We start from the raw sequence: 25,369 nt of genomic DNA, 5'->3' as shown, positions 1-25,369 counted from the left end.
GTTTGGGATATCCATATAAGCAATTAATTACATCATGACAACAATAGCAGACAGACTCTCTCTCGCCCAGTCTCGGATTGTACTTGCGGCTGAAAAATGTGCGCGAGACAGCCAAGAAATTCAATTACTAGCAGTCAGTAAAACCAAACCAATTGCACAAATCTTAGCGGCTTACGCTGCAGGACAAAGAAGCTTTGGCGAAAACTATGTGCAAGAAGGTCAAGAAAAGATCCAAGCACTGCAGCAATCATGCCCAGATATTCAATGGCACTTTATCGGCCCCTTACAGTCCAATAAAACACGCATTGTTGCCGAGCATTTTGACTGGATGCACACCGTAAGCCGCTTAAAAATTGCCCAACGGCTAGACGCCCAGCGACCTAATTCCAAAGCTCCCCTCAATGTGTGTATTCAGGTCAATATTAGTCAAGAAGACAGTAAGTCGGGTTGTTCGGCCACAGAAGCCATTACACTTGCCGACGAAATTCAGAAAATGCCCAACCTCAAACTTAGAGGCTTGATGGCCATACCTACGGCAACAGATGACATTCACGTTCAAAACCTCGAGTTTGCAGAATTACAAAAGCTTTATCAGGTTATCGCGGCAACATCGAATGATATTGATACCCTATCAATGGGGATGAGTAACGACTTAGAGCAGGCCATTGCACATGGTTCTACCCTAGTTCGAATCGGGAGCGCAATTTTTGGGGCTAGAGGTTAGTCCCACTTTGAGACTCTAGGGTTGTTTTTAATGGCATTGACCCAAATAATAAGCTCTATAGAACAATCCCTACACGTGATCGAATAAGGATCCAAATGGCTGTACAAACTCTTTGCTTTATCGGCGCTGGAAATATGACTCGCTCTATCGTCAGCGGTCTTGTCAAAAGTGGCTATCCTGCACAATCGATTGTGGCCACAAATCCAAGCGCACCGAAACTTGAAGCGATGAAAAAAGATTTCGCCATTCAAGTCAGTCATGACAACCTTGCAGCCGCACAAACCGCAGATGTGATTATTCTAAGTGTTAAACCACAACTGATGGAGCAAGTGTGCCAAGGGTTGCGCACTATCGATTTAAGTCAAAAGCTAATCATTACCATTGCTGCAGGCATTGAAGCTGGTCGTTATCAAGACTATTTTGCCCAGCCAATTACCTTAATCCGCACCATGCCAAATACCCCTACACAATTAGGCGTTGGTATGACAGGTATGTATGCAGGAGCTGATGTCAATCCTGCGCAACGCCAACTCTGCGAGCAATTAATGGCTACGGGTGGCGAAACCCTTTGGGTTGACCAAGAAAATGATCTCAATCAAGTGATCGCCCTTGCCGGTAGCTCTCCAGCTTATTTTTTCCTCTTCATGGAGTCGATGCTGCAATCTGCACAAGCCATGGGAATGGACGAAGACAAAGCAAGAGCGTTAGTTCAACAGGCCGCCATCGGGGCTGCACAAATGGTGAAGCAAAATCCGCACCTGTCATTAAGCGAGCTAAGACAAAATGTGACCTCCAAAGGCGGAACCACAGCGCAAGCAGTCGAGACATTTGAACACGGCGATCTGCGCGGGTTAGTCAATCAGGCGATGGAAAACTGCATTAAACGTGCAGAAGAAATGGCCAAACAGTTTTAGTAATGATTCCGAAAACAAACGGTGAGCACTCAAACTCACCACGAATAAAGGTAAGAATTTCCAATGAATGCACTGAGCTTCTTAGTTAGTACGATATTCGATCTCTATTTGATGGTCGTCATTTTAAGAATATGGCTGCAACTCGCACGTGCGGATTTTTATAATCCGTTTAGCCAATTCATCGTCAAAGCAACCCACCCGATTGTAAAACCGTTGCGTCGAATTTTCCCTGCAATGGGAGGTCTAGACACCGCATCACTGCTGCTGGCTTTTGTGGTCGTAATTTTGAAAGTTGTTATTTTAAGCCTAATGGCCGGTGCCGCGATTGACGTTGTTACAGTGTTACTTTTCTCTGTGGTTTCCGTCTTCAAAGAAGCTGGGATTTTGCTCTTCTGGATGTTGATCCTCAGAGCAATTCTAAGCTGGGTGAGCCAAGGACATAACCCGATTGAACTGGTGATCACTCAATTGACTGAACCCTTTTTGGCACCGATTCGTCGCTTTATCCCTGCCATGGGCGGCTTAGACTTATCATTTATTGTGTTGATGATTCTGCTTAATTTTATCAATATCCTACTCGCGCAATACGTGCCATTTTGGGCCATGATATAGATGCTTGCGATTCAAGAGCAGCAAGGAAACTTGCTGCTTAAGCTCTATATACAGCCGAAAGCGAGCCGCGATCAATTTATTGGTCTCCATGGTGATGAGCTCAAAGTGGCCATCACTGCGCCTCCGGTTGATGGCAAAGCTAATGCCTACCTCACCAAGTTTCTTGCAAAGCAATTTAAAGTCCCCAAAAGTCAGGTCCAGATTGTGAAAGGGCAACAAAGCCGCCATAAGCAAGTCCATATTGAAGCACCACAAGTGATCCCTAAGTCGCTACAACCAATGCTTAACATTGATACTTAACCGGCCAAAGTTTAAGCATCAAGTACATCCTTTAATTTTTGCTCAAGCGAATACTCGTCTATCGCCCCCTCTTTTCTCTTCCGTCATATAGTGGGATGATAGGTAGACTGCAATATAACAATGAAGAAATTCAACGCGCCCAACACCACTTTTCCACCGTATCGTGAGCAAGCGAGGAGTAAACCCATGATCCAGCGACTATTCTTGACCCTATTATGTGGCGCCATGCTATTGATGCCTTGGGGCAGTCAAGCCGAACAAAAGCAATCGGTCGGCAATTACGATATTCACTATATGGCGCTCGGAAGCACCTTTTTAACGCCAAATATTGCGCGTTCCTATGGTATTGAAAGAAGCCGATATACCGGTATTGTGAACGTGGTCGTGCTCGATGTTAGCCAAACAGGAAGCCCCGCGGTACCCGTTGAAATTAGTGGTATTGCCAATAATCTATTAGATGCAAGAATTAACCTGAACTTCAGAGAAATCCGCGAAGGCAAATCAATTTACTATATTGCAGAAGTCCCATACCGAGACGACCAAGAGATAAACTTTCACCTTGCAATCCGTCACTCAAACAAATTGAATACAAGCCTAAAATTCAAGCAAAAATTCTACGTTGATTAATACCACAACGAGGAACGACGAAGCCACTTAATTGCCATCGAATTCGATACAAAATCACTGCAATTGAGTGGCGACCATTGGTATTCAAGTCAAGCTTGGGTATGATTGCCGCCATTCTTGTTTCGTCAATCACAAAGGTTATCCCATGCAACAATTCGTACTCGCTTCTGGCAACAAAGGTAAGCTCAAAGAGTTCTCAGAGCTGTTCGCGACTCATCAAGTTGAAATGCTGCCACAAAGCCATTTTAACGTTATTGAAGTACCGGAAACAGGCACCACCTTTGTTGAAAACGCCATTATAAAAGCAAGACACGCTGCTAAAGTTACTGGACTACCGGCCATTGCCGATGACTCAGGCTTAGAAGTCGACTTTCTCAACGGTGCACCGGGTATATATTCAGCTCGCTACGCCGGCGAAAACGCCAAAGATACAGACAACTATGAAAAAGTACTCAGTGCACTCGCCAATGAATCCACACAGCGCAGCGCAAGATTCCAATGTGTACTCGTATTTATGCGTCATGCTGACGACCCAACCCCTATTATTTGCCAAGCCGCATGGGAAGGCACATTGGCGACGGAGCCTTCTGGCACCAATGGCCATGGTTATGACCCGATCTTTATTCCAGCAGAGCACACCTGCAGTGCAGCAGACTTATCCAGTGAAGAGAAAAATCGCCTCAGTCACCGCGGCAAAGCACTCCAGTTACTAACCGAAGCAATGAAGCAGCAAGGCGTTTTTAAAGCGCAAGGGTCGCGATAACATGCTAACCCTGCCACCACTTAGCCTGTACATCCATATACCATGGTGTGTACAAAAATGCCCTTATTGCGATTTTAACTCCCATGGTGTCCATGGCGAGATCCCGCAACAAGCATATATTGAAGCCTTACTTAAGGACTTAAACCAAGACTTGGTTTATGTGCAAAATCGTTCGCTTCACAGCATTTTTATCGGTGGTGGCACACCGTCTCTATTTTCCGCAGCAAATATCAAAAAATTACTCGATGGTGTACAAGAAAAAGTGCCATTTTCGGCAGATATTGAAATCACCATGGAAGCCAACCCCGGCACACTAGAGCACGATGATTTTGTTGCCTATCAGCAAGCTGGGATCACGCGCCTTTCGATTGGTGTGCAAAGTTTTGCTGCAGATAAACTCAACTTACTAGGTCGCATTCACAATCAACACGAAGCGAAAGTTGCAGCATCAAAAGCACTTACATCAGGCTACGATAGTTTTAACCTCGATCTCATGCATGGCTTACCCAACCAAAGCTTTGAAGAGGCTATGGCGGATATAGACCAAGCAGCAGAACTGGCGCCGCCACATTTATCTTGGTACCAGCTCACCATTGAGCCCAATACCCTTTTCCACTCTAAGCCTCCACAACTCCCCGATGATGAAGATTTATGGCAAATCTATCGCCAAGGGCAGCAAAAATTGGCACAACTGGGTTACCAACAATACGAAATCTCGGCCTATGCAAAGCCTGGCTACCAATGCAAACATAACCTCAATTACTGGCAGTTTGGAGATTACCTCGGCATTGGTTGCGGCGCCCACGGCAAGATCACTCAGACAGAAAGTGGCCGCATTGTCCGCACCATAAAAATAAAGCACCCCAAAGGCTATTTGGCAGCGCAAAACTATACGTTCGAAACTACAGAAGTGAGCGTTGAAGAGCGTCCCTTAGAATACTTGATGAACCGCTTACGCTTAATGCGCCCCATTGAAAAATCAGAATATGAACAGCGTACAGGGTTACACCGCGACACGCTGTCAGAGGGCATGGCCAAAGCAGAGCAAAAAGGATTAGTCACCACTTCAAGCGAACATTGGCAACTCACCGAGCGTGGCCATATGTTCGTCAACGAACTTCTCTCGCAATTCTGCTGATCTAAAGCGCTTTTAGAATGGTACGTTTGGAGCGCAGTAAGCACATCCCTGAATGCTTGGCACTGACAACCCCTGCCACCAGCACCCACTAGATATGGATACAGGATAACCTTGCCGCTTTGATTCAACATTAAAGCTCGGGCACGGGCGAAGTGCCACGACGTAAATAGAAGTGGGTGAAAAACCACGACTTTATTCAGGTTGAGAGAAACATCGCAGCAACATGACTTAATCGACTCAGTGTTGGCTGAGAAGCCACTCTCTCATTTTTAAAACAATCGGGAGGAAATAGGAAACGGAACCCAGCAAAGAGATAATTCAGTAATGCGACTGAGTCAAATTTTAGGCAAAAAATTACCCCGACAAAAAGACGGGGTAAACCAATATAGGATGATGGTTTCAAAGCCGGTGTTGTTTTAGTTCGTAAACGCGACCAGCGATGACTCAATTGCAACTATGCCTGATTTGAATGTACCAACCAAGAGGGGTCATTCTTGGCAACACCTAACTTCAAATCTTGAATCAACTGACTTCCATTGTATTCATATCAGAACAGAGTGCAAGTAGTGAACTTGAAAACTTCTCAAAAACTCAATTCCCCTCACGAACCATTGGCAAATAAACACATAGTAAACCAATGAATAAAAAGCAATAAAAATGCACACCCCCGAAAGGATGCGCATTATACAACTCACAAAACAATGTTTTTGAATTACATTCTTTCTTTGTATAGTTCTTGGTAAGGGCGATCCCAATATGGTGGCGTTTCAATATGGTTCTTAATGAACTCGATAAACGCACTCACTTTAGGCGCCAAATGCTTACGACGCGGGTAAACCGCTTGTAATGGCAAGTGGTTCGTGAGCTGCCAATCGCGCATCAAGGGTACCAAAGTACCTTTCTGAACTTCATCCTCGAACAAGTAGCTCGCCAGATAACCAATACCTAGCCCACTAATTGCCGCTGATTTCAGTGCTGGTGCATTATCGACTCTAAAGTTGCCGGAAACACCGATTTCACAGTAATCATCGCCCTTTTTAAATTGCCACATACTGTGTTCATGCCACTCACCTTTATACACAAGACAGTTATGTTCAACCAACTGTTCCGGTGTTTTGGGTTCTCCGTGACGTGCAATATACTCAGGCGATGCAACTAACATGAAGTTACAGGTCATCAGAGGTCGTGCAACCATCCCTAAGGGAAGCTGTTCAGACATCGTCAGTAGCAAATCTAAACCTTCACTGACAACATCAACTTTATGATCAAGCAAGCTGACCTGAAGCTCTAGTTCTGGGTGTTTAGCCATAAAGTCTGGCAGTGCCGGAATGATGTGCATAGTACCAAAGGACTCAGAGATACCCACCTTCAGTACACCGCGAGTGGCATCATTCAAGTTGTGGACACTCGCCACAGCTTGCTCTGCCCCACGCAGCAGCTCTTCACCCTGTACGTACAGCAAATGACCGGCTTCGGTCATACTCAAACTGCGTGTAGTACGCTGAATTAACTGGACACCCAACTTATGCTCTAAATCAGCCACCTGTGTGCTCACTTTAGACTTAGAGATCCCCAGCTTTCTTGCGGCAGCGCTGAAACTTCCAGCCCTCGCTACATGAGTAAAAATTGCAATTGGTTCTAACAGTTCTAACATGAAAGTCGCCTTAAGCTGTTTACGACACTGAATAAGATACTTTGTGGGTGTTGTATTGATTAAGCTATAAAAAACATCTTTTGTTTTTCAAAACAATCAATTACCCCATAAAGCTCACTTTAGTAGAGTGTATCTAACTCGGCAATTTACCAAGTTTTTTGTTATTTTTTAGAAGTATACCAAATATTTTACGATGAACTCCATTATTCATCAGTAAGTTTATTGAACCTTGAAATTAGAACAATCGACGGCGCTAACCTTGCCAGCAAGGTTGAGGGAGACACTAGGATTAGTTTTGTAAGTCAGATGACTACGAAAACTGAAATAGTAATCGCTTTTTTAGCAGTGTATGGAAGGGAGACCCGGTATAAAAAAGCCCCTGCACCAAGGGAAGTACAGGGGAAGGAACGTCCAGGGATTTCGAACCTAATAGAACTGGAACTGGGTAGAGAACTTACATCAATGATGAATAGCTATCTGAATCAGCCAGTGGAAATTTGTTTAACTCTGGAATTTCATCCCGCATTTGCGCTTCAATCACAAGCAAACGTTCAAAGTTCTCACATAGTTTGTCTGCTTTGTACTCAAGGTTTTGGCCTTGCAATTCAAACTGTTTTTCAATGTCGTCACCAATTGACTCCATTTTCTCACCAAATGCTTCCATTTTTTGCTCAAAGCTGTCGCCATCACTCGACAGCATTTGACCACCAAGCGCCATCATCATGCTGCCTAAAGAATTCTGAACTAGAGACTCAATTTCTTTTTCAAACTCTTCGTTAAACGCCTCTTCTACAGAATCTTCAGTCGCACCGAGATAGAACTTGTCTCCGTGTTGATAGGCAACACCTTCAATGCGTTCGCTAATGCCTTCCATTAAGCCTTCGAATTTTGCGCTGGTTTGTTCACCAAAGAGTGGGGTGAACGCCATAGTCACGGCTTCTGTTGCCAGAGAAACGGCTTCGTTTACCACTTCAATCACTTCCGGAACTTGCGTAGAAACTTCGTCAACATAGGTGTTGAGGATTTTTCGTTGTTTTGCATTGAGTTCAACTTGCTCACCATTCACAAATAATTTGCCATGGTCAACGCGATAGGCTTCTGTGTCACCTTGGTTTAATACTAGTTTTTGGGGCTCTATCACAACATCATAATTGAGCGAAACATCACAACCCTCATCATGGGACGAATGCGCAATAGCAGGTGCTATCACGGCACCAAAAATAAAGACTGAAGTCGCAATACCCGTTACTAGCTTATTCATGTTCATCGTTTAGATCCTTTCTTCTATTGATAACCTAGACATTGCACAAACGATGCCAACACTGCCAAATAAAATATAATCAATAACTTAGGTAAATTTATTATTTAAAAAAACAAGATGTCTGAGACAGTGAATAGTAAAAAGCACGATAAATTAGCCAGAATCACAGTTGAAAGTGGCACTTTCGACACGCACGTCAACAACCAGAGATAGCCCTATTGAAACTCTAGTTAAGCCCATACAGGCTAAAAGCATCGTTAGGAAGTTTTCTAGCACATTCTGGGAATCAAAAAGATTAAATGGGTAAGACAGTCGCAAGCACTCAAGCGATTATTGAACAGGCGAATTCGCAAAATTGATTCGTGTGCCCCTATTAAAAAGGCTTATCGCAATAAATCGCGATAAGCCTTTCATCTGCTTTAGCTACTTAATGGAGCCTTAACTGACTAACTCCACCAAATATCGTAAAGCTCTGTAACTTCCACGTTTGAAGCAGGTTGTTTGGCAAAGAAGTCTTGAACCGCTTTGCGGTCTTCTTCGGTACACTTGCCAATAGCTTGTGTGGCAATGATGCCTTCCCACTCTTTATGGCCACCACCATGGAAGCCCAGTGAACGCGGCTCAATCACTTGTGCAATAAATTGATCAACAATAGTGTCTATCGCATCTTCACTCACGTCATCATTAAACTTCCAGTTGACATCAAAGCCAAACTCTTGAAACTCATCGACGCGAAGCTTCTTGCGTAAACGGCGACTACGATTTGCTGCCATAGTTACATTCCTTAGATATGGGTAATTAATTAAATCTTTTCAAACATCAGATCCCAAACACCATGACCTAAGCGCTGCCCGCGGGCTTCAAACTTAGTTAATGGACGATGCTCAGGACGCTCAACAAAATCATTAGTTTTAGACTGGTTACGATACCCGTCTACAGCAGACATCACTTCAAGCATATGCTCGCTGTAATTTTCCCAGTCGGTTGCGAGATGGAAAACACCACCGACCTTGAGTTTGCGAAGAATAAGTTCGGCGAACTCGGTTTGTACAATTCGGCGTTTATGATGGCGCTTTTTATGCCAAGGATCAGGAAAGAATAATTGCACCCGAGCGAGGCTATTGTCTGCAATTGTATGCTCTAAAACCTCAACGGCATCATGATGAAAGACTTTTAAATTGGTCACTTCAGCGGCAGCTGCATCAGCTAAGCAAGCGCCAACACCCGGTTTATGCACTTCAATGCCAATGAAATTTTCTGATGGTGCAGCTTTAGCCATTTCAACCAACGAAGCACCCATACCAAAACCAATCTCAAGTACGGTATCTGCATCGCGACCAAAGACTTCATTCAGATCAATCGCTTGATCAGAATAATCAATTCCCATAACAGGCCATTGTTGCTCCATCGCTTGCGCCTGACCTTTGGTCAAACGACCTTCACGTAAAACAAAGCTTCTCACCTTACGCAGATATTTGCCGTCTTCATTAAATTCAGCTGTGGTAACTTCGCTCATCTGGCTCCTCGCCTAATTAATCTATCTAGAGTTCATCCATCCCCAAAGCTGGGTTTACATCAGTGGCTGTCACTCATAAAAAAGCACACTATTTTCTGGATTTTTGGGCTTTCAACGCGATTGAACTCAAGCAAACTGGCACTCACCAAATTCACCATTGCAGTCGAAAAGTAGGGCATTATCCAAAGTTAAGCCGTGAACGCAAGCCCTATAAGGCCGAAAGTATATCAAGGTTAGTCTGTTGTGCGAATCTTTGCTGAATGAAACTCAAATCTCACGCATTGGATTTATCAATCCACGACGCAAACAAATGGCTTTCACGGCATCAACCTTGTGCCTATATAGGCATACCGATACACTGCAACTGACATTGCGAGTCATCATCAATCACTGCATGTCAAAAGAGTTCACGCTTCTCATTCATTTCGCCGCAGCCATCTTTGTAAAAGGTTTATGTTCAAATGCCGCAGTCCACGCTATCACCGATACAATTTCAACAATTACTTCTGGATTGGCAAAAACAACAAGGCCGTCACGATCTCCCTTGGCAGGTCAACCCAACACCTTATCGCGTGCTTGTATCTGAGATTATGCTGCAACAAACTCAGGTTACTACGGTAATCCCCTATTTCTTGCGCTGGATGGAGCGCTTTCCCCATATTGAATCATTAGCTGTCGCAGCTGAAGACGAAGTGATGAGTCATTGGCAAGGGCTAGGTTATTACTCTCGTGCTCGAAATTTGAAAAAAGCCGCTCAATATATATTGAACGAATGCGCTGGCGAATTTCCAACCACTTTATCAGAGTTGATTAAAATTCCCGGTGTCGGCCGTTATACCGCAGGGGCTATTGCTTCATTTGCCTATGACAGTTATGGTCCGATTGTCGATGGCAATGTAAAACGCCTATTTTGTCGTTTTTTCGGTATCGAAGGCATTCCTGGCACCAGTAAGGTCGATAAAGCTCTTTGGCAAAAGGCCGAGCTGTATACTCCAAACCAAAATAACCGCCAATTCGCACAAGGGTTGCTGGATATGGGCGCGACCATTTGCCGCCCAAAGACCCCGAAGTGCGACGTTTGCCACTTCCAACCCCACTGCCTTGCTTATACAGAGCAGAGAGTTCTTCAGCTTCCAACGCCTAAACCGAAAAAAACAATTCCGCTTAAAACTGGCCACTTTCTTTGGCTACAGCAGGATGGCAAATTATTGCTAGAAAAACGCAATGAGTCTGGGATCTGGGGAGCCTTATGGTGCTTACCCCAGCTAAACAGTGAACCATTGCAAATTCAAGAGCGCACCACAAAGCAAAGCGTGTTGGAAAAAGGTCAATTTAAACATACTTTTACCCACTACAAATTAGAGGCAAAAGTATGGACACTTGATGCGGTTGATTCGACTCCTAACCCGCAACAATGGTTTACTGCTGAACAACTCACTGAGCTAGGGCTGCCTACCCCAATAAAAAAGTTCATTTTAAAGCACCTTTGAACGCCTCAAAGCAACGCCTAGTCATGGCACCGATTGAGAGTCTCTGGTATAAATAAGCCCATCCTTCAACAGTTGGGTTGCCCCAACTTTGAATTCGACCCCAATAAGGAGTAAACATGGCCCGCACCGTAAACTGCGTTTACCTAAAAAAAGAAGCAGATGGACTCGACTTCCAACTTTACCCTGGCGATCTCGGCAAGCGCATTTTCGACAGTATCAGTAAAGAAGCTTGGGCACTGTGGCAATCAAAACAGACCATGTTGATCAATGAGAAAAAGCTCAACATGATGAATGTTGATGATCGCAAATTACTAGAAGAGCAAATGACAAACTTTTTGTTTGAAGGTAAAGATGTTGAAATTGAAGGTTATGTGCCGCAAAAGGATGATTAAGTCCTGATATATGAGTTACTTTTACTTGTAACTGTTAAAAACACAATAAAAAAGAGCGCCTAATTCAGCGCTCTTTTTTGTTGGAGTCAAATGCCAGATTGAAGCTAGATTCATTTCAATGACACGAACGTCAGCTATTCACCAGTATTGCAACTAACTCTGCTTGCGACGCCAAGCGATTAGGATAGATGCAAACAAAAGCCCAAGTATCGATATTGAACCGCCACTGTGGGTCTCTTCAATAATTATCACTTCTTCGGTCACGGGTTCATAGGGTGTGTCATATTCAGTACTTTCAAGGGGCAAGGCATATAAGCCGTCGGTTTCATCTGAGCTGATGGTCGCGACGATATCGCTATAGCCCACTTCATACAGATCAATCAATACATCATAATGATCTGACCGGTAGCCAGCGTTAAGCGTAGTAACAACTTCATAGTTGTCGGTTTCCGAATCGCCCTGAATGGTAAACACATCTGTAGTGTAATAGTGCTCCCAAGGCCCACCATCTTGGCTCAAATATAAGTCGGCGTATACCAATGCAGTATCGTCTCCAATTGGGGCGTATACATCTGCATCAAAAATCACCCCAAACGTTTGGTAAAAGCCATCATAATCGTCATCTTGAAATAACCGACTACTCGCATCATAGATAGAAAACTCGTGGTATATGGCGTCTGAGTAATTCGGAGACTCAGCTTTTGTCGTCAAGCTACTTTGACGAGACTGGATCACTTGCTCGCGGGTCAGTGTACCGCCGGTTTCAGCGAGCACCACTGATTTTGATGGTGACGTCTGCTGAGGCGCCAAATGCTTATTGGGATGATTAAGCGCCATCGTCCCATCGAGCAGCGCTTTCTTCAAATTATCTTTATCTTCAAGGCTCAACTCAACACCTTGAACTGCAACCTGACGTTCAATTGAACTTTGCACGCGCTTGCCATCATTTTGGCTGGTGGCTGCGACGGCGCTATGCTTCATCAACAGTCCCGTAACCGTGGTAATTAACAGTGCCATTGCTAGCACGGAGACTAACGATGTCATGACTTTCATAACATCGTGCCCCATCGATACGCGTGTTGCATAAACATGGGAAATTGGTTGTGTTGGCTTTTGCATCTTAAACACTCCACTCACTTCAACAGTTGCAGCTATTAAAGTTCATCGCAGGTGAATGCAAGATGAATAAACACGCTCATAAAATCCAACAAATACCTTTATAGACATAAACTTAATGTGATTAACAAAGGTTTTCATTGTTAAGCTTGCGTTCATCGAAAGTCGCTATAGTGATTGCAGTATCAAATGCTCTGTTTGAAAAACAAACGTCACGATCTTTCGTGGTCCTTTGACAAAAGCTCTATATTATCGCAGTGATATGGTTTCGCGAGTTTCATTGAGTGCAGAGCGTAGTGCATATAAAAGTGCAGATAAATCAATAGGGGTGGGCAATTAAGAAAGGATATCTTACACTGGGCTCACTCATTGGCGCACTAGCGCTAGATCTTAGTTTATATGGTGTAAATATGAAGATTGCCAAAGCGATTTTACTTGGTTGTGTTTTATGTCTTATTGCTCCAGTTCAGGCGGCAATCTCCTATGGCAATCAATCTTTCATCGCCGTCACCATCGCCGGTGCGAGCATAAAAAATGAAGGAAAGAACAGCCGCTTGCGTGTGAAATCAGGCAAGCAAGCAGTGCAAATGGTCAAACAGCGTTATGCCGGAAAAGTGCTCAAGGTGTCTTCTGCCAATGTTGGCGGCAGCCCTGGCTACCGAGTCAAATTGTTGAGCAATGATGGACAAGTCTTTTATGTCGGCGTGAATGCGCAAACAGGCGCGATGTCTCGCTAACCGAGCACAGATGAACCACTCGAAAACGCCTCCCAAGCACGCAGGCTCAGGCAACTTTTAACCCAATAAGGAAATACTCATGCGACTCTTGTTAGTAGAAGATGATCTTGAGCTTCAAAGCAATTTAAAACAGCAGCTTTTGAACTCAAAATATAGTGTTGATGTCGCATCAGATGGAGAGGAAGGCCTATTCCAGGCGAATGAATACGATTATGACGCGGCAATTATTGATGTAGGCCTGCCCAAACTCGATGGCATTTCGCTAATTAAATCAGTCCGTAAACAGGACATTGGCTTTCCTATTTTGATTCTCACTGCTCGCGATAGCTGGCAAGATAAGGTTGAAGGACTCGATGCTGGCGCAGATGACTATCTAACTAAGCCATTTCACCCAGAAGAGCTGGTTGCCAGGATCAAAGCACTCATCCGCCGCTCTGCGGGAAAAGCGAGCCCAGTGATAGAAAATGGCCACATCAGTTTAAACACCAGTAGCCATGAAGTTTTTAAAGGTGAAGAGCTAGTGAAGCTAAGCGGTTCAGAATACAAACTGCTCGCTTTTTTCATGCTACATCTTGGCGAAGTGAAATCTAAAACTGAGTTGATTGAACACATTTATGATCAAGATTTTGATTTAGACTCGAATGTTATTGAAGTCTTTATTCGACGTTTACGTATCAAACTCGATCCTGATAACCAGTTTAATCTGATTGAAACCCTCCGTGGTCAAGGCTATCGACTCAACAATATTCAGTAAATATGGTGAAGAATACGCATTAATCATCATGAGTTATCAAGGCCGTTGAGATGACATCCCCATCAGCGAAAACAAAACCGCTCAACTCCCTGCGCTCTCGTTTATTCGTGAGCGCGGTGCTCATTATTGTTCTCATTCTTCCAATGATAGGCATCACATTGAGCGATGCGGTAGAACGCCAGGTGATGAGCGCGGTAAAAAACGAATTAAACGCCTATTTTTACTCTGTTCTTGCTGTTGCCGAAGTTGAAGAACAAACGCTAGTCATGCCAGAAGCTTTACTGGAAAACCAATTCAACCTCGTTCAATCCGGTCTCTATACTGTTATTACGCGCCCAAACCCAAGCTCAAACAAATTGAGTAAACCTAAGCTGCCTCATATTGCTTGGCAGTCGGCTTCCGTCATCGGCATAGAACTGCCACAAAACTGGCCGACCCCTTCGGTAGGTAAGAGCGCTTTTCAAGAAATTTGGTTCAATGGCGCAATGCATCACCTGTATAGTTTTAGTGTGAATTTTACCAGTGCCACAACTCAGGTCCCGCTCACCATCCATATTGTGCAGGATCAAATTACGTCCACCGAGCAAATTGACGCTTTTAGTAATAAGCTTTGGTTATGGTTAAGTTTTTTAATGGTTTTTCTCAGCATCATTCAGTTTAGCTGGCTTGCTTGGACTCTAAAACCATTAAAGAAATTTAAGCAGGAACTCGCTTGGGTAGAAACCGGTGAAGCCGAGCAGCTCAGTCAAGATTACCCGACGGAGTTACAAGACGTTGCGCGCCAATTAAACACTTTACTCACCACGGAACAAAACCAGCGCAAACGCTACCGAAATGCGCTCTCCGATCTGGCCCATAGTCTGAAAACACCACTAGCCGTTATCCAAAGTCAAGCCGATCTCAATCAGTCATCAATGGAACAAGTGGATAATATTAATCATATTATTGGACACCAGCTCAAGCGAGCTCAAACCGCTGCAGGTTCGGCATGGCATTTAGGCATTGGCGTTGAAAATATTGCTCAAAAACTGGCTCGCACCTTAGCCAAAATTTATCGAGAGCCTGCTATCCACATCGCCTTAGATGTTGAAAATGGAGCCGTTTTTAAAGGAGATGAAGCAGACTTAACCGAAATTCTCGGCAATCTGCTCGATAATGCCTGCAAGGCAGCAAAGGCGACGGTCAACCTAAAAGTCTACCAAGAGCAATCACTGCTTGTGTTTGAAATTGGAGATGACGGTCAAGGGGTGAGTCCTGAGCAACAAGACAAGATCATCCAACGCGGGATCCGAGCTGACAGTTATCAAAATGGTCATGGTATAGGCTTGGCTATCGTGAGTGATTTGGTCGACAGCTATCAAGGTCAACTCACGATTTCCCGCTCAACAGATCTAGGCGGTGCGCTGTTTCGCTGCCAGTTTCCACGCTAACGAACCATCTTAAACCTCCCTCGCCCCTCTTCTTCCCTCAGGCTAGCACTGGCAGTGCTTTCAAAAATGCCAGTAAAGCGCAAGGTTCTGTGAGTTCCTAAACAAATGAAACCCAATAAATCGCAGGAATAGACCTTAAGCTCTTGTTCATCTGTATTTGATTAATATCTCACTAAGCTCATCAAAAACCCTTGGAGATGATATGAAATCAGGACTCAATTGGCGCAATTTAACAATAGGCATTGCCCTTAGTGCAGTATCATTGTCATCAACCATGGCCGTCGCAGCTAGCGACAATAATGACCAAGCTCGGGCAACAAGTTATGGCGATGGTGGACAATATAGCGACAGCTATGACCAGCAAATATTTAACCGCGCACAACTCGAACAAATGCTTGCGCCTATCGCTTTATACCCAGATAGCTTGCTCACCCATATTCTTATTGCAGCAACCTATCCGCTCGAAATTGTGCAGGCCTATCGCTGGCAACAAGAATATCAATACCTCAATACTAAGCGCTTAATGCGTAAAGCCGAAAAGCAGAATTGGGATCCCAGCGTCAAAGCTCTGGTTGCGTTTCCAAGTGTCCTCAAACAACTAAATGAAGATTTAGACTGGACTCAAAATCTGGGTGATGCGTTTTTACAAAATGAAGCCAGAGTACTCGATAGCATTCAATCCCTGCGTCAACAAGCATACCAAGCCGACAACTTAGACAATATGGGGAACCTAGCGGTTCGGCATGTAGGCCAAAAAATCATTATTGAGCCCACTAGAACAGAAGTTATTTATGTGCCCTATTACGACACAAGAGTCGTATATGGTCACTGGAGATGGCACAAATACCCACCGGTTTATTGGCATATGCAGCCAAGCTATGTTGGAGTTAATATCGGCTATGGTCGCCACGCAAACTATAGACACAGCCACTTTTATTGGAACACGGGTGTGCAAATTAGTTTTAACTATTTTTTTAGCTCATTCCATTGGCATAAGCGTCATGTGGTTGTAACAAGCCATAGAAATAGCCACTATTACCGCCCACGCCAACGTATCGTGACGAGCCATGGCGCGAAACGCTGGCAACATAAGCCGGAGCATCGTCGTGGTGTTCATTATCGAAGTCAATCGGTTGAAAAGCGCTTTAGTAAATCTCGTCATACAAAACATCAGCTGACAAAAAGTGATAAACGTTCGAGCCATAATGTGAAGTCCACAGCACATAAAAGTCGTGAGCAACATAAAGCGGTACAACAGCGTTTAAATCAAACTCGAGTAAAGTCTTCGCATCAAACAAAACATGCACAAAAGACTTATTCAAAGCCACGCCTCAATAATGAAGCTCGGCATAAGCAACCCCGAGTCAAGGCGCAATACAACACACGTAACAGCAATACGCAATATAAGGACTCTTCCCGCAAGGCGTCTAAAACTCGTACCGAGCAACATCAATCTGTAAATAAGGTGCCGCAACGTAAACAAGCACAAGCAAGCCGCATAAGGAGCCAACAAAGCTCGCAAAAATCAAGGTCTTCGAACCAAAGTCGAAGCAAAAGTCACAAATCAAATAGCCATGCGCGAACAAAGTCTAGAGAAAAGTAGCCATGCAGCCCAAATGTAGACACAACATTTGGGCTTTTTCTTACCTCGAAAAACGACCCTCCAAATCCAAACGAATATCAGATGAACAAGCTTTAACTCGTTTTTCAGCACTGAGCCCTTACCATGTTGTTGTCACTTTTGGTTTCAGCCAGCACCAAAGTTTCAGTTACGTAGTCTCACCCAACTACCGCTGAAGGTGCTGGCTCCCCAGTGAACCATGGAAAAGGAGTCTCCAATGAATAACCAAAAATTTTTTATAATCTCTTGTTTCTTTCCTTTACTAGGATTAAGCCTTTACGTTCAAGCTGAGACAGAAACTCAACCCAAAGATATCGATGCTACGGGTCCAATCCCTTTTAGCCAATTTGATGCTAATCAAGATGGTTTTATTTCTGCAAAAGAATATAAACAAACGAGAACGGAGCGTTTACAAAAACAGCAAAAAGACGGTAAACCCAATCTTGGAGCTAAAACGTCGCCAAGTTTCGAGGAAATAGATAGTAATCACGATCAGAAAATTAGCCGGCAAGAGCTCGCAACCGTGCAACGAGAGCGGCAAATGGAAACCATGCTTCCTTTGGTACAACAAACTAAAAAGCCAATGATGAGAAGAAATAAACGGCCCGACTTTTCTGAATTCGATTTAAATCACGATGGCCAGCTAACTCAGCAAGAGTTAACCGAGGCACGACAATTGCGTCGACAAGCCAACCAGAAAAATGGCCAAGGTAGAAATCAAAAACAACCAAGAACTCGATTTGCAGAAATTGATATCGATAAAAATGGCACCGTGAGCCCAGAGGAATTTAAACAACACCAAATGAACACCAAGCGAAACTACGACTAGCAATTTTTTATGAAGATGATTGTAGGCATCGGTTAGTTTGCGGCACATTCGCCACAATACACGTTAACGCCTTCAGGGTTTCTCTCTTCAGCCTCGATGAGTATCTTTGCACTCGCAATGATGCGACAATTCGAGGCTTTTTTGTTCACATCGCCCCCGCTTACATGCTTCGTGCGGCTCTACAGCAGCACAGAATTGCTCTGTAAAACTTCATGTACAACAAAAAAACACCAGTTTGTGCATTAACTAGCCGAACGTGAATTTAAATTGAAAAAACCACTTGCAGGAAAAATTAGAGCGCTATATTATACGCGCACTCCAAACGAGACAGGTCATCGACCACGAGTTTGAAGTAGAAAACTAACGCTTAGTTTAGTTGCCCGAATAGCTCAGTTGGTAGAGCAGAGGATTGAAAATCCTCGTGTCCCTGGTTCGATTCCGGGTTCGGGCACCACAATTCGCCGGCATAGCTCAGTTGGTAGAGCAACTGACTTGTAATCAGTAGGTCCCGAGTTCGACTCTTGGTGCCGGCACCATATAAACAAAAAAGCCACTCAACTGAGTGGCTTTTTTGTTATCTATACCCTTTGGAAGTAACATAAAACCCAATAGCTGAACTTGTAATCTTCATCAAGAACAGTTCTCCTCTCCGAGTATGCTAGGGTGTACTAACCAACAACTCCGCACAATCAGGACACTATGAAGAAAGTCGCCATATTTGTTGATGTACAGAATGTATATTACACCTGCAGGCAAGCTTATCAGCGCCAATTCAATTATCGCAAACTATGGCAACAGTTAGATGAGCAATACGACATCGTCACAGCCAATGCTTACGCAATCGCAAGTCAGCAAGATGGTCAAATCAAGTTTCAAGACGCCCTGCGGCACATGGGTTTTGAAGTAAAATTGAAACCATTTATTCAACGTAGTGATGGTTCAGCTAAAGGTGATTGGGATGTTGGGATTACCATCGATATCTTAGAATCTGCAGCGATAGTGGACGAGATTATTTTGCTTTCTGGTGATGGGGATTTTGAAATTCTATTGCGTCACATCCAGACAAAACACGGTACACCCAGCCAAGTTTTTGGGGTACCAAGCCTCACAGCAAATGCCCTTATCCAAGCTGCCAACCAGTATCATGCTATTGATGAAGGGCTGCTCAAGTAATTACGCGAGCATCATCGTTCGAGGTGAGTAGAATCAATAATGGGACTCGCAAGCGATAAGGTACCCATGCCCTAGCCTAACTGGCTTCATCATACCAGCAGGTGCAACCTCGCATCTGCTGGTATAATTTGTGACACACAGGGCAATTTTATAAGTCGTTAAGCGACGTCGTGAGTCACCAGCGTGGGTGTCAGTAGGTTGTCATGAACCGGGCAGCGGTGGCAAACCGTATCTAAAAAGTCCTTTTTCTGCTCTTCCGTTAAATCAGCATCAATACTTGCTGTCATATCAATTTTCTTAAAGCCGACCGGATCATCGGTAGGCTGACCAAGTAGTCCCGCAGGATTCATCACCGCCTTCACTTGCACATCGAAACCACGCAATTCAACATTTTGATCTCTTGCAACCATCTTGGCGATTGCTGAAATACACCCCGCTAACGAGAACAAAAATGTTTCCAGTGGATTTGCACCTTCATTCCCTGCCGTAGGCTGATCAATAACCAACTGGTGTTCGCGCACTTGGGCCGTCACCTTCCAGCCCTCAGCCATATGAGTATTCACTTCTACAATTTTTTCAGCCATAACAATTCCTTGAATTAGTTTTATTTCAATGAGCTTATTCTAATGCGAGTAAATCAAAAAATCTGCAATCGGCTCACATTTTTAAATTTTACTTTGAATACAGCTTCATACTTAAGTTGCACTCCGAAGCTGGCTGCGTTTTGTTATGATTTTTAGTGACACCAACGCTTTGGTGAATTGCCTGTTGTTTGATAAAATCACAACCTTCACCGATATATCGACTCGATCAATAAAGGAATATATGACCCCTCCATGGCTTCGGCTCTTTCAATTCGTCCTTCTGTTTTTAAGCCTCGGGGTTGCGACGACGACTTTTGCCAACAATGAAACCACTGAGCTCCCACCAAACCATATTAGTATTGCCGCTGAAGATGGCTGGCCACCGTTTGCCGATCAATATGGTCGTGGGATCTCTCATCAGATCATTGAAACCGTATTTGAGCGACAAAATGTTGAAGTTCGCTCTGTCATCGTGCCCTATAATCGCGCGCTACTCATGGCAGAAAATGGTGATGTAGATGCGGTGTTTAATGTCAGTCGTCATAAATCAGCCTCGGACAAATATCTATTTGGCAAACACCCCTTATTTATTACAAATTCGGTCGTTTTCGAAAATACCAAACGGCCAATCGCCGCACGAACCATCAAACAGCTTGCAAACAAAACCCGTGTTGGCGTGATTAAAGGATTTGAATACGATGGGCAGATTTTGAGTCGTAACGATCTTGAATTTGTTGTGGTCGATAACCAATACCAACTTATTAACCTTTTGCTTGTCAATCGTATTGATGCAGCCGTGATGTATGAAAAAGTTGCTGAAAGTTATATTAAGCAAATGGGAGTCGCAACAGAGATAAGTAAAGCATTCGTGTTACACACGGGTGAAATCTATATTGGATTCTCTAAGCAGCGCCCATACGCGCAACAGCTAGTTCAGCTATTTGATCAAGGCCTTGAAGAGTTTTTACAAGAAGAGGTTTACCACAATCTTATTGCGGGATATGCCACAGCTCCGCAATTGTAAAAGACAGACATCTTCATAAAAGCTCAATTGCGATTCCCAATAAATGCGGCTAGACTGGCCGCCTTTCAGTCAAAACCACAGCCTAATTATGTCAACCAAGCCAAACCCAAAGAAAGCTCCGGAGCTCAGCAAACCTTTTAGCTTCCCCGTACAAATCTATTACGAAGATACGGATTTTTCTGGCGTGGTATATCACCCCAACTTCCTCAAATACTTTGAGCGAGCAAGAGAACACGTTATTGATGCACAGCGCTTAAATCAGCTTTGGGATGATTTGGGCTTAGGTTTCGCTGTTTATCGCAGTGATATGTATTGCCATGATGGTGTTGAGTTTGCCGAGATAGTCGATGTTCGCACCCGCTTTTATATCGAGAGCAAATATCGCACGGTATGGTTACAAGAAATTTGGCGCCCAAATGGAACCAAACCCGCAGTTACAGCTACCATTGAAATGGTATGCATGAACAAATCAAGACAGCTCGCACCAATGCCAATCGAACTCATTGATATTTTGGGGCAAACCTTTGATACACCACCTCAATTCTAGCGCGTAAGACTAAACAAAAAAGCCACGTCTTACATGGCTTTTTTGTAGGGTTTGGTGCCATTGACGTCCATCATTGCGCGCCTGATTGTCCACTCAAAATAAACTGCTGTATTTGCTCACCGCTTTGGGGGATACCATATAAATCACCTTGGAGCATATCCGCTCCCATAGAAATTAGAGCATCGGCAATGGGTTGCTCTTCTACACCTTCGACCGTGACTTTAAACCCTAAGTTACTAGCAAGCCGTATACTGGTTTGCATAATTTCGGCAGCATGCGCATCATCTAACAGGCCATCAACAAAGGCCTTATCAATTTTAATTTCATCCACTGGAAGATGCTTTAAATAAGCCAGAGACGAATGCCCCGTACCAAAATCATCGATGGCAATATTGACGCCGTGAACTCTCAACTTTTCAATCCCTTGAATCACGCTTTCAAAATCATCCATTAATGCACTTTCAGTTATTTCAATCACCACCAATCGATTGGCCACAGGTGCCGCATTGAGCTTTGCCAGCACTTGATCAATAAACTTTGTATTTGAAATATCTTTTGCCGAAAAGTTAATCGCGACCGCAAGCTCAAATCCAGCGGCTAACCAAGCCGCTTGCTGCTGCAGAACTTCTTCAAATACCCACATACTGACAATATCGATAATTCCCGCACCTTCAACCAAAGGAATAAACTCTGCAGGGGAAACTTCACCGTACTCAGGGTGTTGCCAACGAATAAGCGCTTCGGCCTGTGCCAATTGCATATTGTGTAAGTTGATCTTGGGTTGAAATAGCACACTCAACTGCCCAGCTTCTAATGCTTTTGGTAAATGGCTAACTAAGGAATGCTCCCGCAACTGAATTTGATCTTCTCCCTTTTGATAATGCGCAACTAAGCTTCCCAACGCATTAGGTTTACAGGATTTCGCCTTAATTCTGGCGAGATCAAGACGTTTTAATACCATACTCGTTGAACCATGGTGCAAACTTAAATCCAGCAAACCAAGTTGCAGAGTCAGATTAATTTGGGTGTTATCAATCAGAAGACTTTTCAGCAAAAATGTTTGGATATCATCTAGCGCTTCTTTCGCAAGAGGACTTTCAAAGTAAAAGAGAAATTCATCACCTTCCATTCTAGCCACGACAGTGGGAGAGCTCGGCAAATTTTTCACTCGTTTACCAAAAGCTTGCAGTACGCGATCACCGAACGTAAAACCAAATAGATCATTGATTTGTCTAAAGCGATACAGATCAACTAAGACCAGTGTCCCTTGATGCAGTGGTTGATGCAGATGTAAGGCTTGCTTGAGCCCGGCTCGATTAATAAGCCCGGTTAACTTATCGATATGCTTTTGTTTGGGAAGTTCTTCGATAAGCAAATCTAAAGTGCTGCAAAGCACATGCTGCTCCGCGGTTTGTGGCAATAACTGCAAACTTTGCGGTTTATTGATTCGTTGGCGAACTTGTTCAATTAAAGTCTGCTCAAACGCAGCTTGCTGTTGTTGCGATCGTTTCATCCGCTGAACAGCCTTACGGCTAGACCAAGTCGCAACAAACAGTAAAATCACCATCAAAACTAACCCGACAAATGCCAACTGCAACATGTGTCCTCCTGCTGTTTCGCTATTGACTCGGGTATTCAGGCAATCTAAAACGCGATAGCGTTACTCATAGCCCGCTTTCACAGAGTGGTAGATATCAATAAACTCATCACCAGCTAACTCATCAACCGACACCGGCAATCCACGTGCAACAAATACGTCGAGACGTTCATCTAGCTCGGTGCCTGAACGCAATTCACCGGTATAGAATGCAGCTGCGCGTATAAAGTCTAAGTAGGTCACTTCTTCGGGTAAGTAAGGCAAATCGGCCCAGCGTTCAACAACTTCCATCACCTCTGGCGCAAAATCCCAACTCTTCAATACGGCACGACCTATCGGCCCTTGCATTTTACGGACAAGTGCACGTAACTGGTCAATCCCCGTAAACATTTCAGGGTGATTTTCGGCTTCCGTTAATACAGGCAAGGCGCCAATATTATGAACGAGGCCGGCGAGAGTCAGTGTATCAATGTTCAAATGCGATTGCGGATGCTTCTTCTTATATAACGTCAGCATGGCACAAGCTGATGCGGTCACATCAATCGATGTCCCCCACACTTCATCCATCACCTGCCAAACCATTTCATTGGTTGAAATAAATAACTGCTCCATCGCAACGGACGTCGCAATAGACTTAATCTGAGTCAGACCAATACGGGTTACCGCGTTGTTGATATTATCTGCTGGTACGCCGCGACTATACATCACACTGTTAGCGACCTTAATAATACGAGCAGACATGGCTGCGTCTTGGCCAATAATATTTGCCACTTTCTTAAGGCTTGTATTTGGCTCACTCACCACACTCTGCACTCGCATTGCAACTTCAGGCAATGTTGGCAGTACCAGATCATCATTCTTTAACTTCTTCAATAACCCGACGAGTAATTGGTGCTCAGTAGACATGCGCTCTCCATTGAAAATATGAACTCTCTCAAAAACTTCTCGAGTATACCAGCAGATCAAGCTAGCTCGCAGTATCGACGCCAAAAATATTGAACGTTAACAATGCCAATATTGATTCTAGTGGATATTGGCAATTATCACCCCCATAGCGATCAAAAAAACTGGTCTAAACTTAAGCGATATTATCGGATATTTGCGGCATTAATTTGCATAAAGGCACTCCCATTGAGTAAAATGCCGCCCCCGCACCCGCTGCGATAATCAACTGATTGCCAACACTGAGAGTACTTATGTTTAAACCTGAGCTATTGTCTCCTGCAGGGACACTTAAAAACATGCGCTATGCATTCGCCTACGGCGCTGATGCAGTTTATGCAGGCCAGCCAAGATATAGCTTACGAGTGCGCAATAATGACTTCAAAATGGAAAATCTTGCAGCAGGTATTGAAGAAGCACACAGCCTAAACAAAAAGCTTTATGTGGTAAGTAACATTGCCCCGCACAATGCCAAGCTAAAAACTTATATCCGAGACATGGAACCGGTTGTCAACATGAAACCTGACGCCTTAATCATGTCCGATCCTGGATTGATTATGATGGTGCGTGAGGCTTTTCCAGATCAAACGGTTCATTTGTCGGTACAGGCAAATGCGATTAACTGGGCATCGGTGAAGTTCTGGCAGCAGCAAGGGATTAAGCGGGTGATTTTAAGCCGTGAATTATCTCTCGATGAAATAGAAGAAATCCGCCAGCGTTGCCCTGATATTGAATTAGAAGTATTTGTTCATGGCGCACTGTGCATGGCTTATTCTGGACGTTGTTTGCTTTCTGGCTACATCAATAAACGCGATCCAAACCAAGGGACATGCACCAATGCATGCCGCTGGAAATATGACGTACATGAGGCGACTCAGAACGAAACCGGTGACATTATCGCCGCGCAGCCAGAAGTTCAAATTCAGCAACCAACCTTAGGCGATGGTCCAACGACAGATAATATCTATCTGTTACAAGAGCCAGGACGTCCTGGAGAGTACATGCCTGCTTATGAAGATGAGCACGGCACCTACATTATGAACTCAAAAGATCTACGAGCAATTCAGCACGTAGAACGTTTAACAAAAATGGGCATTGACTCGCTCAAGATTGAAGGGCGTACAAAGTCATTCTACTACGTTGCAAGAACCGCTCAATTATATCGCCAAGCCATCAATGATGCAGCAGCCGGTAAAGCGTTTAATCGTGAGTTAATGACTCAGCTTGAAGGGCTCGCTCATCGAGGTTATACCGAAGGCTTCTTGCGTCGCCACGTTCACGATGAATACCAGAATTATGAATACGGATATTCAATTAGTGACACCCAACAATTTGTTGGTGAAATCACGGGCGTTAGAAATAGTGCGGGCATGGCTGAAATCGATGTGAAGAATAAATTCTCAGTGGGTGATAGCGTTGAGCTGATGACGCCACAAGGCAACATCAACCTAACCATTGAGCACTTAGAAAACCGTAAAGGTGAATCAGTGGAAGCAGGACTTGGCTCAGGGCATATCGTATACCTTCCGGTACCTGCTGAGGTTGACTTAAAGCAAGCGATTTTGATGCGTAACTTGCCTCAAGGGCAAAACACACGTAATCCACATGCAAGCGGAGCCTAAGA

At 44.1% G+C, this 25,369-nt stretch carries 26 protein-coding genes and 2 tRNA genes; 20 read left to right on the top strand and 8 right to left on the bottom strand.

Features of this window, described 5'->3' with window-relative positions; genetic code table 11:
* The first annotated feature begins 34 nt into the window (after window positions 1-34).
* From IEY18_RS04355 to hemW, 7 genes are all read left to right on the top strand, one after another.
* Window positions 35-724 (top strand): YggS family pyridoxal phosphate-dependent enzyme, encoded by a 690-nt coding sequence (locus IEY18_RS04355; protein ID WP_188918200.1) that lies wholly within the window; start codon window positions 35-37, stop codon window positions 722-724.
* 95 nt (window positions 725-819) lie between these two features.
* The gene (gene proC / locus IEY18_RS04350) at window positions 820-1,638 is read left to right on the top strand and encodes a pyrroline-5-carboxylate reductase (RefSeq protein ID WP_188918198.1); all 819 of its coding nucleotides are present in this window, start codon (window positions 820-822) and stop codon (window positions 1,636-1,638) included.
* A 63-nt stretch (window positions 1,639-1,701) separates the two neighbouring features.
* Window positions 1,702-2,250 carry a YggT family protein gene (locus IEY18_RS04345; protein WP_188918196.1) on the top strand — a complete coding sequence of 183 codons (549 nt, stop codon included), beginning with the start codon at window positions 1,702-1,704 and terminating at the stop codon, window positions 2,248-2,250.
* Window positions 2,251-2,550 carry a DUF167 family protein YggU gene (gene yggU, locus IEY18_RS04340; protein WP_188918194.1) on the top strand — a complete coding sequence of 100 codons (300 nt, stop codon included), beginning with the start codon at window positions 2,251-2,253 and terminating at the stop codon, window positions 2,548-2,550.
* A gap of 225 nt (window positions 2,551-2,775) precedes the next feature.
* A complete protein-coding gene (locus tag IEY18_RS04335) occupies window positions 2,776-3,177 on the top strand; it encodes a DUF4426 domain-containing protein (protein ID WP_229779764.1) in 402 nt (133 codons plus the stop codon).
* A 145-nt stretch (window positions 3,178-3,322) separates the two neighbouring features.
* Window positions 3,323-3,940: an RdgB/HAM1 family non-canonical purine NTP pyrophosphatase gene (rdgB, locus tag IEY18_RS04330; protein WP_188918190.1), complete on the top strand. Its 618-nt coding sequence runs from the start codon at window positions 3,323-3,325 to the stop codon at window positions 3,938-3,940.
* 1 nt (window position 3,941) lies between these two features.
* A complete protein-coding gene (gene hemW, locus IEY18_RS04325) occupies window positions 3,942-5,078 on the top strand; it encodes a radical SAM family heme chaperone HemW (RefSeq protein ID WP_188918188.1) in 1,137 nt (378 codons plus the stop codon).
* Between the two features lie 712 nt (window positions 5,079-5,790).
* On the opposite strand, the gene IEY18_RS04320 is transcribed toward hemW, so the two are convergent.
* From IEY18_RS04320 to trmB, 4 genes are all read right to left on the bottom strand, one after another.
* Window positions 5,791-6,732, bottom strand: a complete 942-nt coding sequence (locus tag IEY18_RS04320) for a LysR family transcriptional regulator (RefSeq protein WP_188918186.1) — start codon at window positions 6,730-6,732, stop codon at window positions 5,791-5,793.
* A gap of 454 nt (window positions 6,733-7,186) precedes the next feature.
* Entirely contained in the window at window positions 7,187-7,999 is an 813-nt protein-coding gene (locus IEY18_RS04315) for a YggN family protein (RefSeq protein WP_188918184.1), read from the bottom strand.
* Window positions 8,000-8,439: 440 nt separating this feature from the next.
* Window positions 8,440-8,766, bottom strand: a complete 327-nt coding sequence (locus IEY18_RS04310) for a 50S ribosome-binding protein YggL (protein WP_188918182.1) — start codon at window positions 8,764-8,766, stop codon at window positions 8,440-8,442.
* Window positions 8,767-8,795: 29 nt separating this feature from the next.
* Entirely contained in the window at window positions 8,796-9,509 is a 714-nt protein-coding gene (trmB, locus tag IEY18_RS04305; protein WP_188918180.1) for a tRNA (guanosine(46)-N7)-methyltransferase TrmB, read from the bottom strand.
* Window positions 9,510-9,970: 461 nt separating this feature from the next.
* On the opposite strand from trmB, the gene mutY reads away from it, so the two are divergent.
* Together mutY and IEY18_RS04295 are read left to right on the top strand one after the other, a co-directional pair.
* Window positions 9,971-10,999: an A/G-specific adenine glycosylase gene (gene mutY / locus IEY18_RS04300; protein ID WP_188918178.1), complete on the top strand. Its 1,029-nt coding sequence runs from the start codon at window positions 9,971-9,973 to the stop codon at window positions 10,997-10,999.
* 116 nt (window positions 11,000-11,115) lie between these two features.
* On the top strand, window positions 11,116-11,391 hold the full coding sequence (locus IEY18_RS04295; RefSeq protein ID WP_188918176.1) for an oxidative damage protection protein: 276 nt from the start codon (window positions 11,116-11,118) through the stop codon (window positions 11,389-11,391).
* 153 nt (window positions 11,392-11,544) lie between these two features.
* Here the strand turns inward: IEY18_RS04295 and IEY18_RS04290 are convergent, their stop codons facing one another.
* Window positions 11,545-12,510, bottom strand: a complete 966-nt coding sequence (locus tag IEY18_RS04290; RefSeq protein ID WP_229779732.1) for a choice-of-anchor H family protein — start codon at window positions 12,508-12,510, stop codon at window positions 11,545-11,547.
* Between the two features lie 407 nt (window positions 12,511-12,917).
* On the opposite strand from IEY18_RS04290, the gene IEY18_RS04285 reads away from it, so the two are divergent.
* From IEY18_RS04285 to IEY18_RS04250, 8 genes are all read left to right on the top strand, one after another.
* Window positions 12,918-13,244, top strand: a complete 327-nt coding sequence (locus IEY18_RS04285; RefSeq protein WP_229779731.1) for a PepSY domain-containing protein — start codon at window positions 12,918-12,920, stop codon at window positions 13,242-13,244.
* A gap of 79 nt (window positions 13,245-13,323) precedes the next feature.
* Window positions 13,324-13,998 (top strand): response regulator transcription factor, encoded by a 675-nt coding sequence (locus tag IEY18_RS04280; protein ID WP_188918173.1) that lies wholly within the window; start codon window positions 13,324-13,326, stop codon window positions 13,996-13,998.
* A 50-nt stretch (window positions 13,999-14,048) separates the two neighbouring features.
* On the top strand, window positions 14,049-15,428 hold the full coding sequence (locus IEY18_RS04275; RefSeq protein WP_188918171.1) for an ATP-binding protein: 1,380 nt from the start codon (window positions 14,049-14,051) through the stop codon (window positions 15,426-15,428).
* Between the two features lie 202 nt (window positions 15,429-15,630).
* Window positions 15,631-17,031 (top strand): DUF3300 domain-containing protein, encoded by a 1,401-nt coding sequence (locus tag IEY18_RS04270; RefSeq protein WP_229779730.1) that lies wholly within the window; start codon window positions 15,631-15,633, stop codon window positions 17,029-17,031.
* A 235-nt stretch (window positions 17,032-17,266) separates the two neighbouring features.
* Window positions 17,267-17,878 carry an EF-hand domain-containing protein gene (locus tag IEY18_RS04265; RefSeq protein WP_188918169.1) on the top strand — a complete coding sequence of 204 codons (612 nt, stop codon included), beginning with the start codon at window positions 17,267-17,269 and terminating at the stop codon, window positions 17,876-17,878.
* 378 nt (window positions 17,879-18,256) lie between these two features.
* Window positions 18,257-18,332: transfer RNA gene (locus IEY18_RS04260), tRNA-Phe, on the top strand.
* Window positions 18,333-18,338: 6 nt separating this feature from the next.
* Window positions 18,339-18,414: transfer RNA gene (locus tag IEY18_RS04255), tRNA-Thr, on the top strand.
* Window positions 18,415-18,577: 163 nt separating this feature from the next.
* Window positions 18,578-19,051: a LabA-like NYN domain-containing protein gene (locus tag IEY18_RS04250; protein WP_188918167.1), complete on the top strand. Its 474-nt coding sequence runs from the start codon at window positions 18,578-18,580 to the stop codon at window positions 19,049-19,051.
* 158 nt (window positions 19,052-19,209) lie between these two features.
* On the opposite strand, the gene IEY18_RS04245 is transcribed toward IEY18_RS04250, so the two are convergent.
* Window positions 19,210-19,635: an OsmC family protein gene (locus tag IEY18_RS04245; protein ID WP_188918165.1), complete on the bottom strand. Its 426-nt coding sequence runs from the start codon at window positions 19,633-19,635 to the stop codon at window positions 19,210-19,212.
* 241 nt (window positions 19,636-19,876) lie between these two features.
* Here IEY18_RS04245 and IEY18_RS04240 point away from each other — a divergent pair, with 241 nt between their 5' ends.
* Both IEY18_RS04240 and IEY18_RS04235 read left to right on the top strand, forming a co-directional pair.
* The gene (locus IEY18_RS04240) at window positions 19,877-20,659 is read left to right on the top strand and encodes a substrate-binding periplasmic protein (protein WP_188918163.1); all 783 of its coding nucleotides are present in this window, start codon (window positions 19,877-19,879) and stop codon (window positions 20,657-20,659) included.
* 88 nt (window positions 20,660-20,747) lie between these two features.
* Window positions 20,748-21,206, top strand: a complete 459-nt coding sequence (locus IEY18_RS04235; RefSeq protein WP_188918161.1) for an acyl-CoA thioesterase — start codon at window positions 20,748-20,750, stop codon at window positions 21,204-21,206.
* 70 nt (window positions 21,207-21,276) lie between these two features.
* On the opposite strand, the gene IEY18_RS04230 is transcribed toward IEY18_RS04235, so the two are convergent.
* Window positions 21,277-22,806 (bottom strand): putative bifunctional diguanylate cyclase/phosphodiesterase, encoded by a 1,530-nt coding sequence (locus IEY18_RS04230; protein WP_188918160.1) that lies wholly within the window; start codon window positions 22,804-22,806, stop codon window positions 21,277-21,279.
* Between the two features lie 60 nt (window positions 22,807-22,866).
* Window positions 22,867-23,709, bottom strand: coding sequence for an HDOD domain-containing protein (locus IEY18_RS04225; RefSeq protein WP_188918158.1), 843 nt, complete (start codon window positions 23,707-23,709; stop codon window positions 22,867-22,869).
* A gap of 290 nt (window positions 23,710-23,999) precedes the next feature.
* Between IEY18_RS04225 and trhP the strand changes: the two genes are divergently transcribed.
* Complete coding sequence (gene trhP, locus IEY18_RS04220) at window positions 24,000-25,367, top strand: prephenate-dependent tRNA uridine(34) hydroxylase TrhP (RefSeq protein WP_188918155.1); 1,368 nt, start codon at window positions 24,000-24,002, stop codon at window positions 25,365-25,367.
* Window positions 25,368-25,369 lie beyond the last annotated feature (2 nt).

It is taken from the genome of Shewanella gelidii (genome assembly GCF_014647855.1).
GTDB classification, from domain to species: Bacteria; Pseudomonadota; Gammaproteobacteria; order Enterobacterales; family Shewanellaceae; genus Shewanella; species Shewanella gelidii.
Note: the sequence above shows the minus strand (reverse complement) of the source record. Positions and strands in the feature narration are given on the sequence as shown.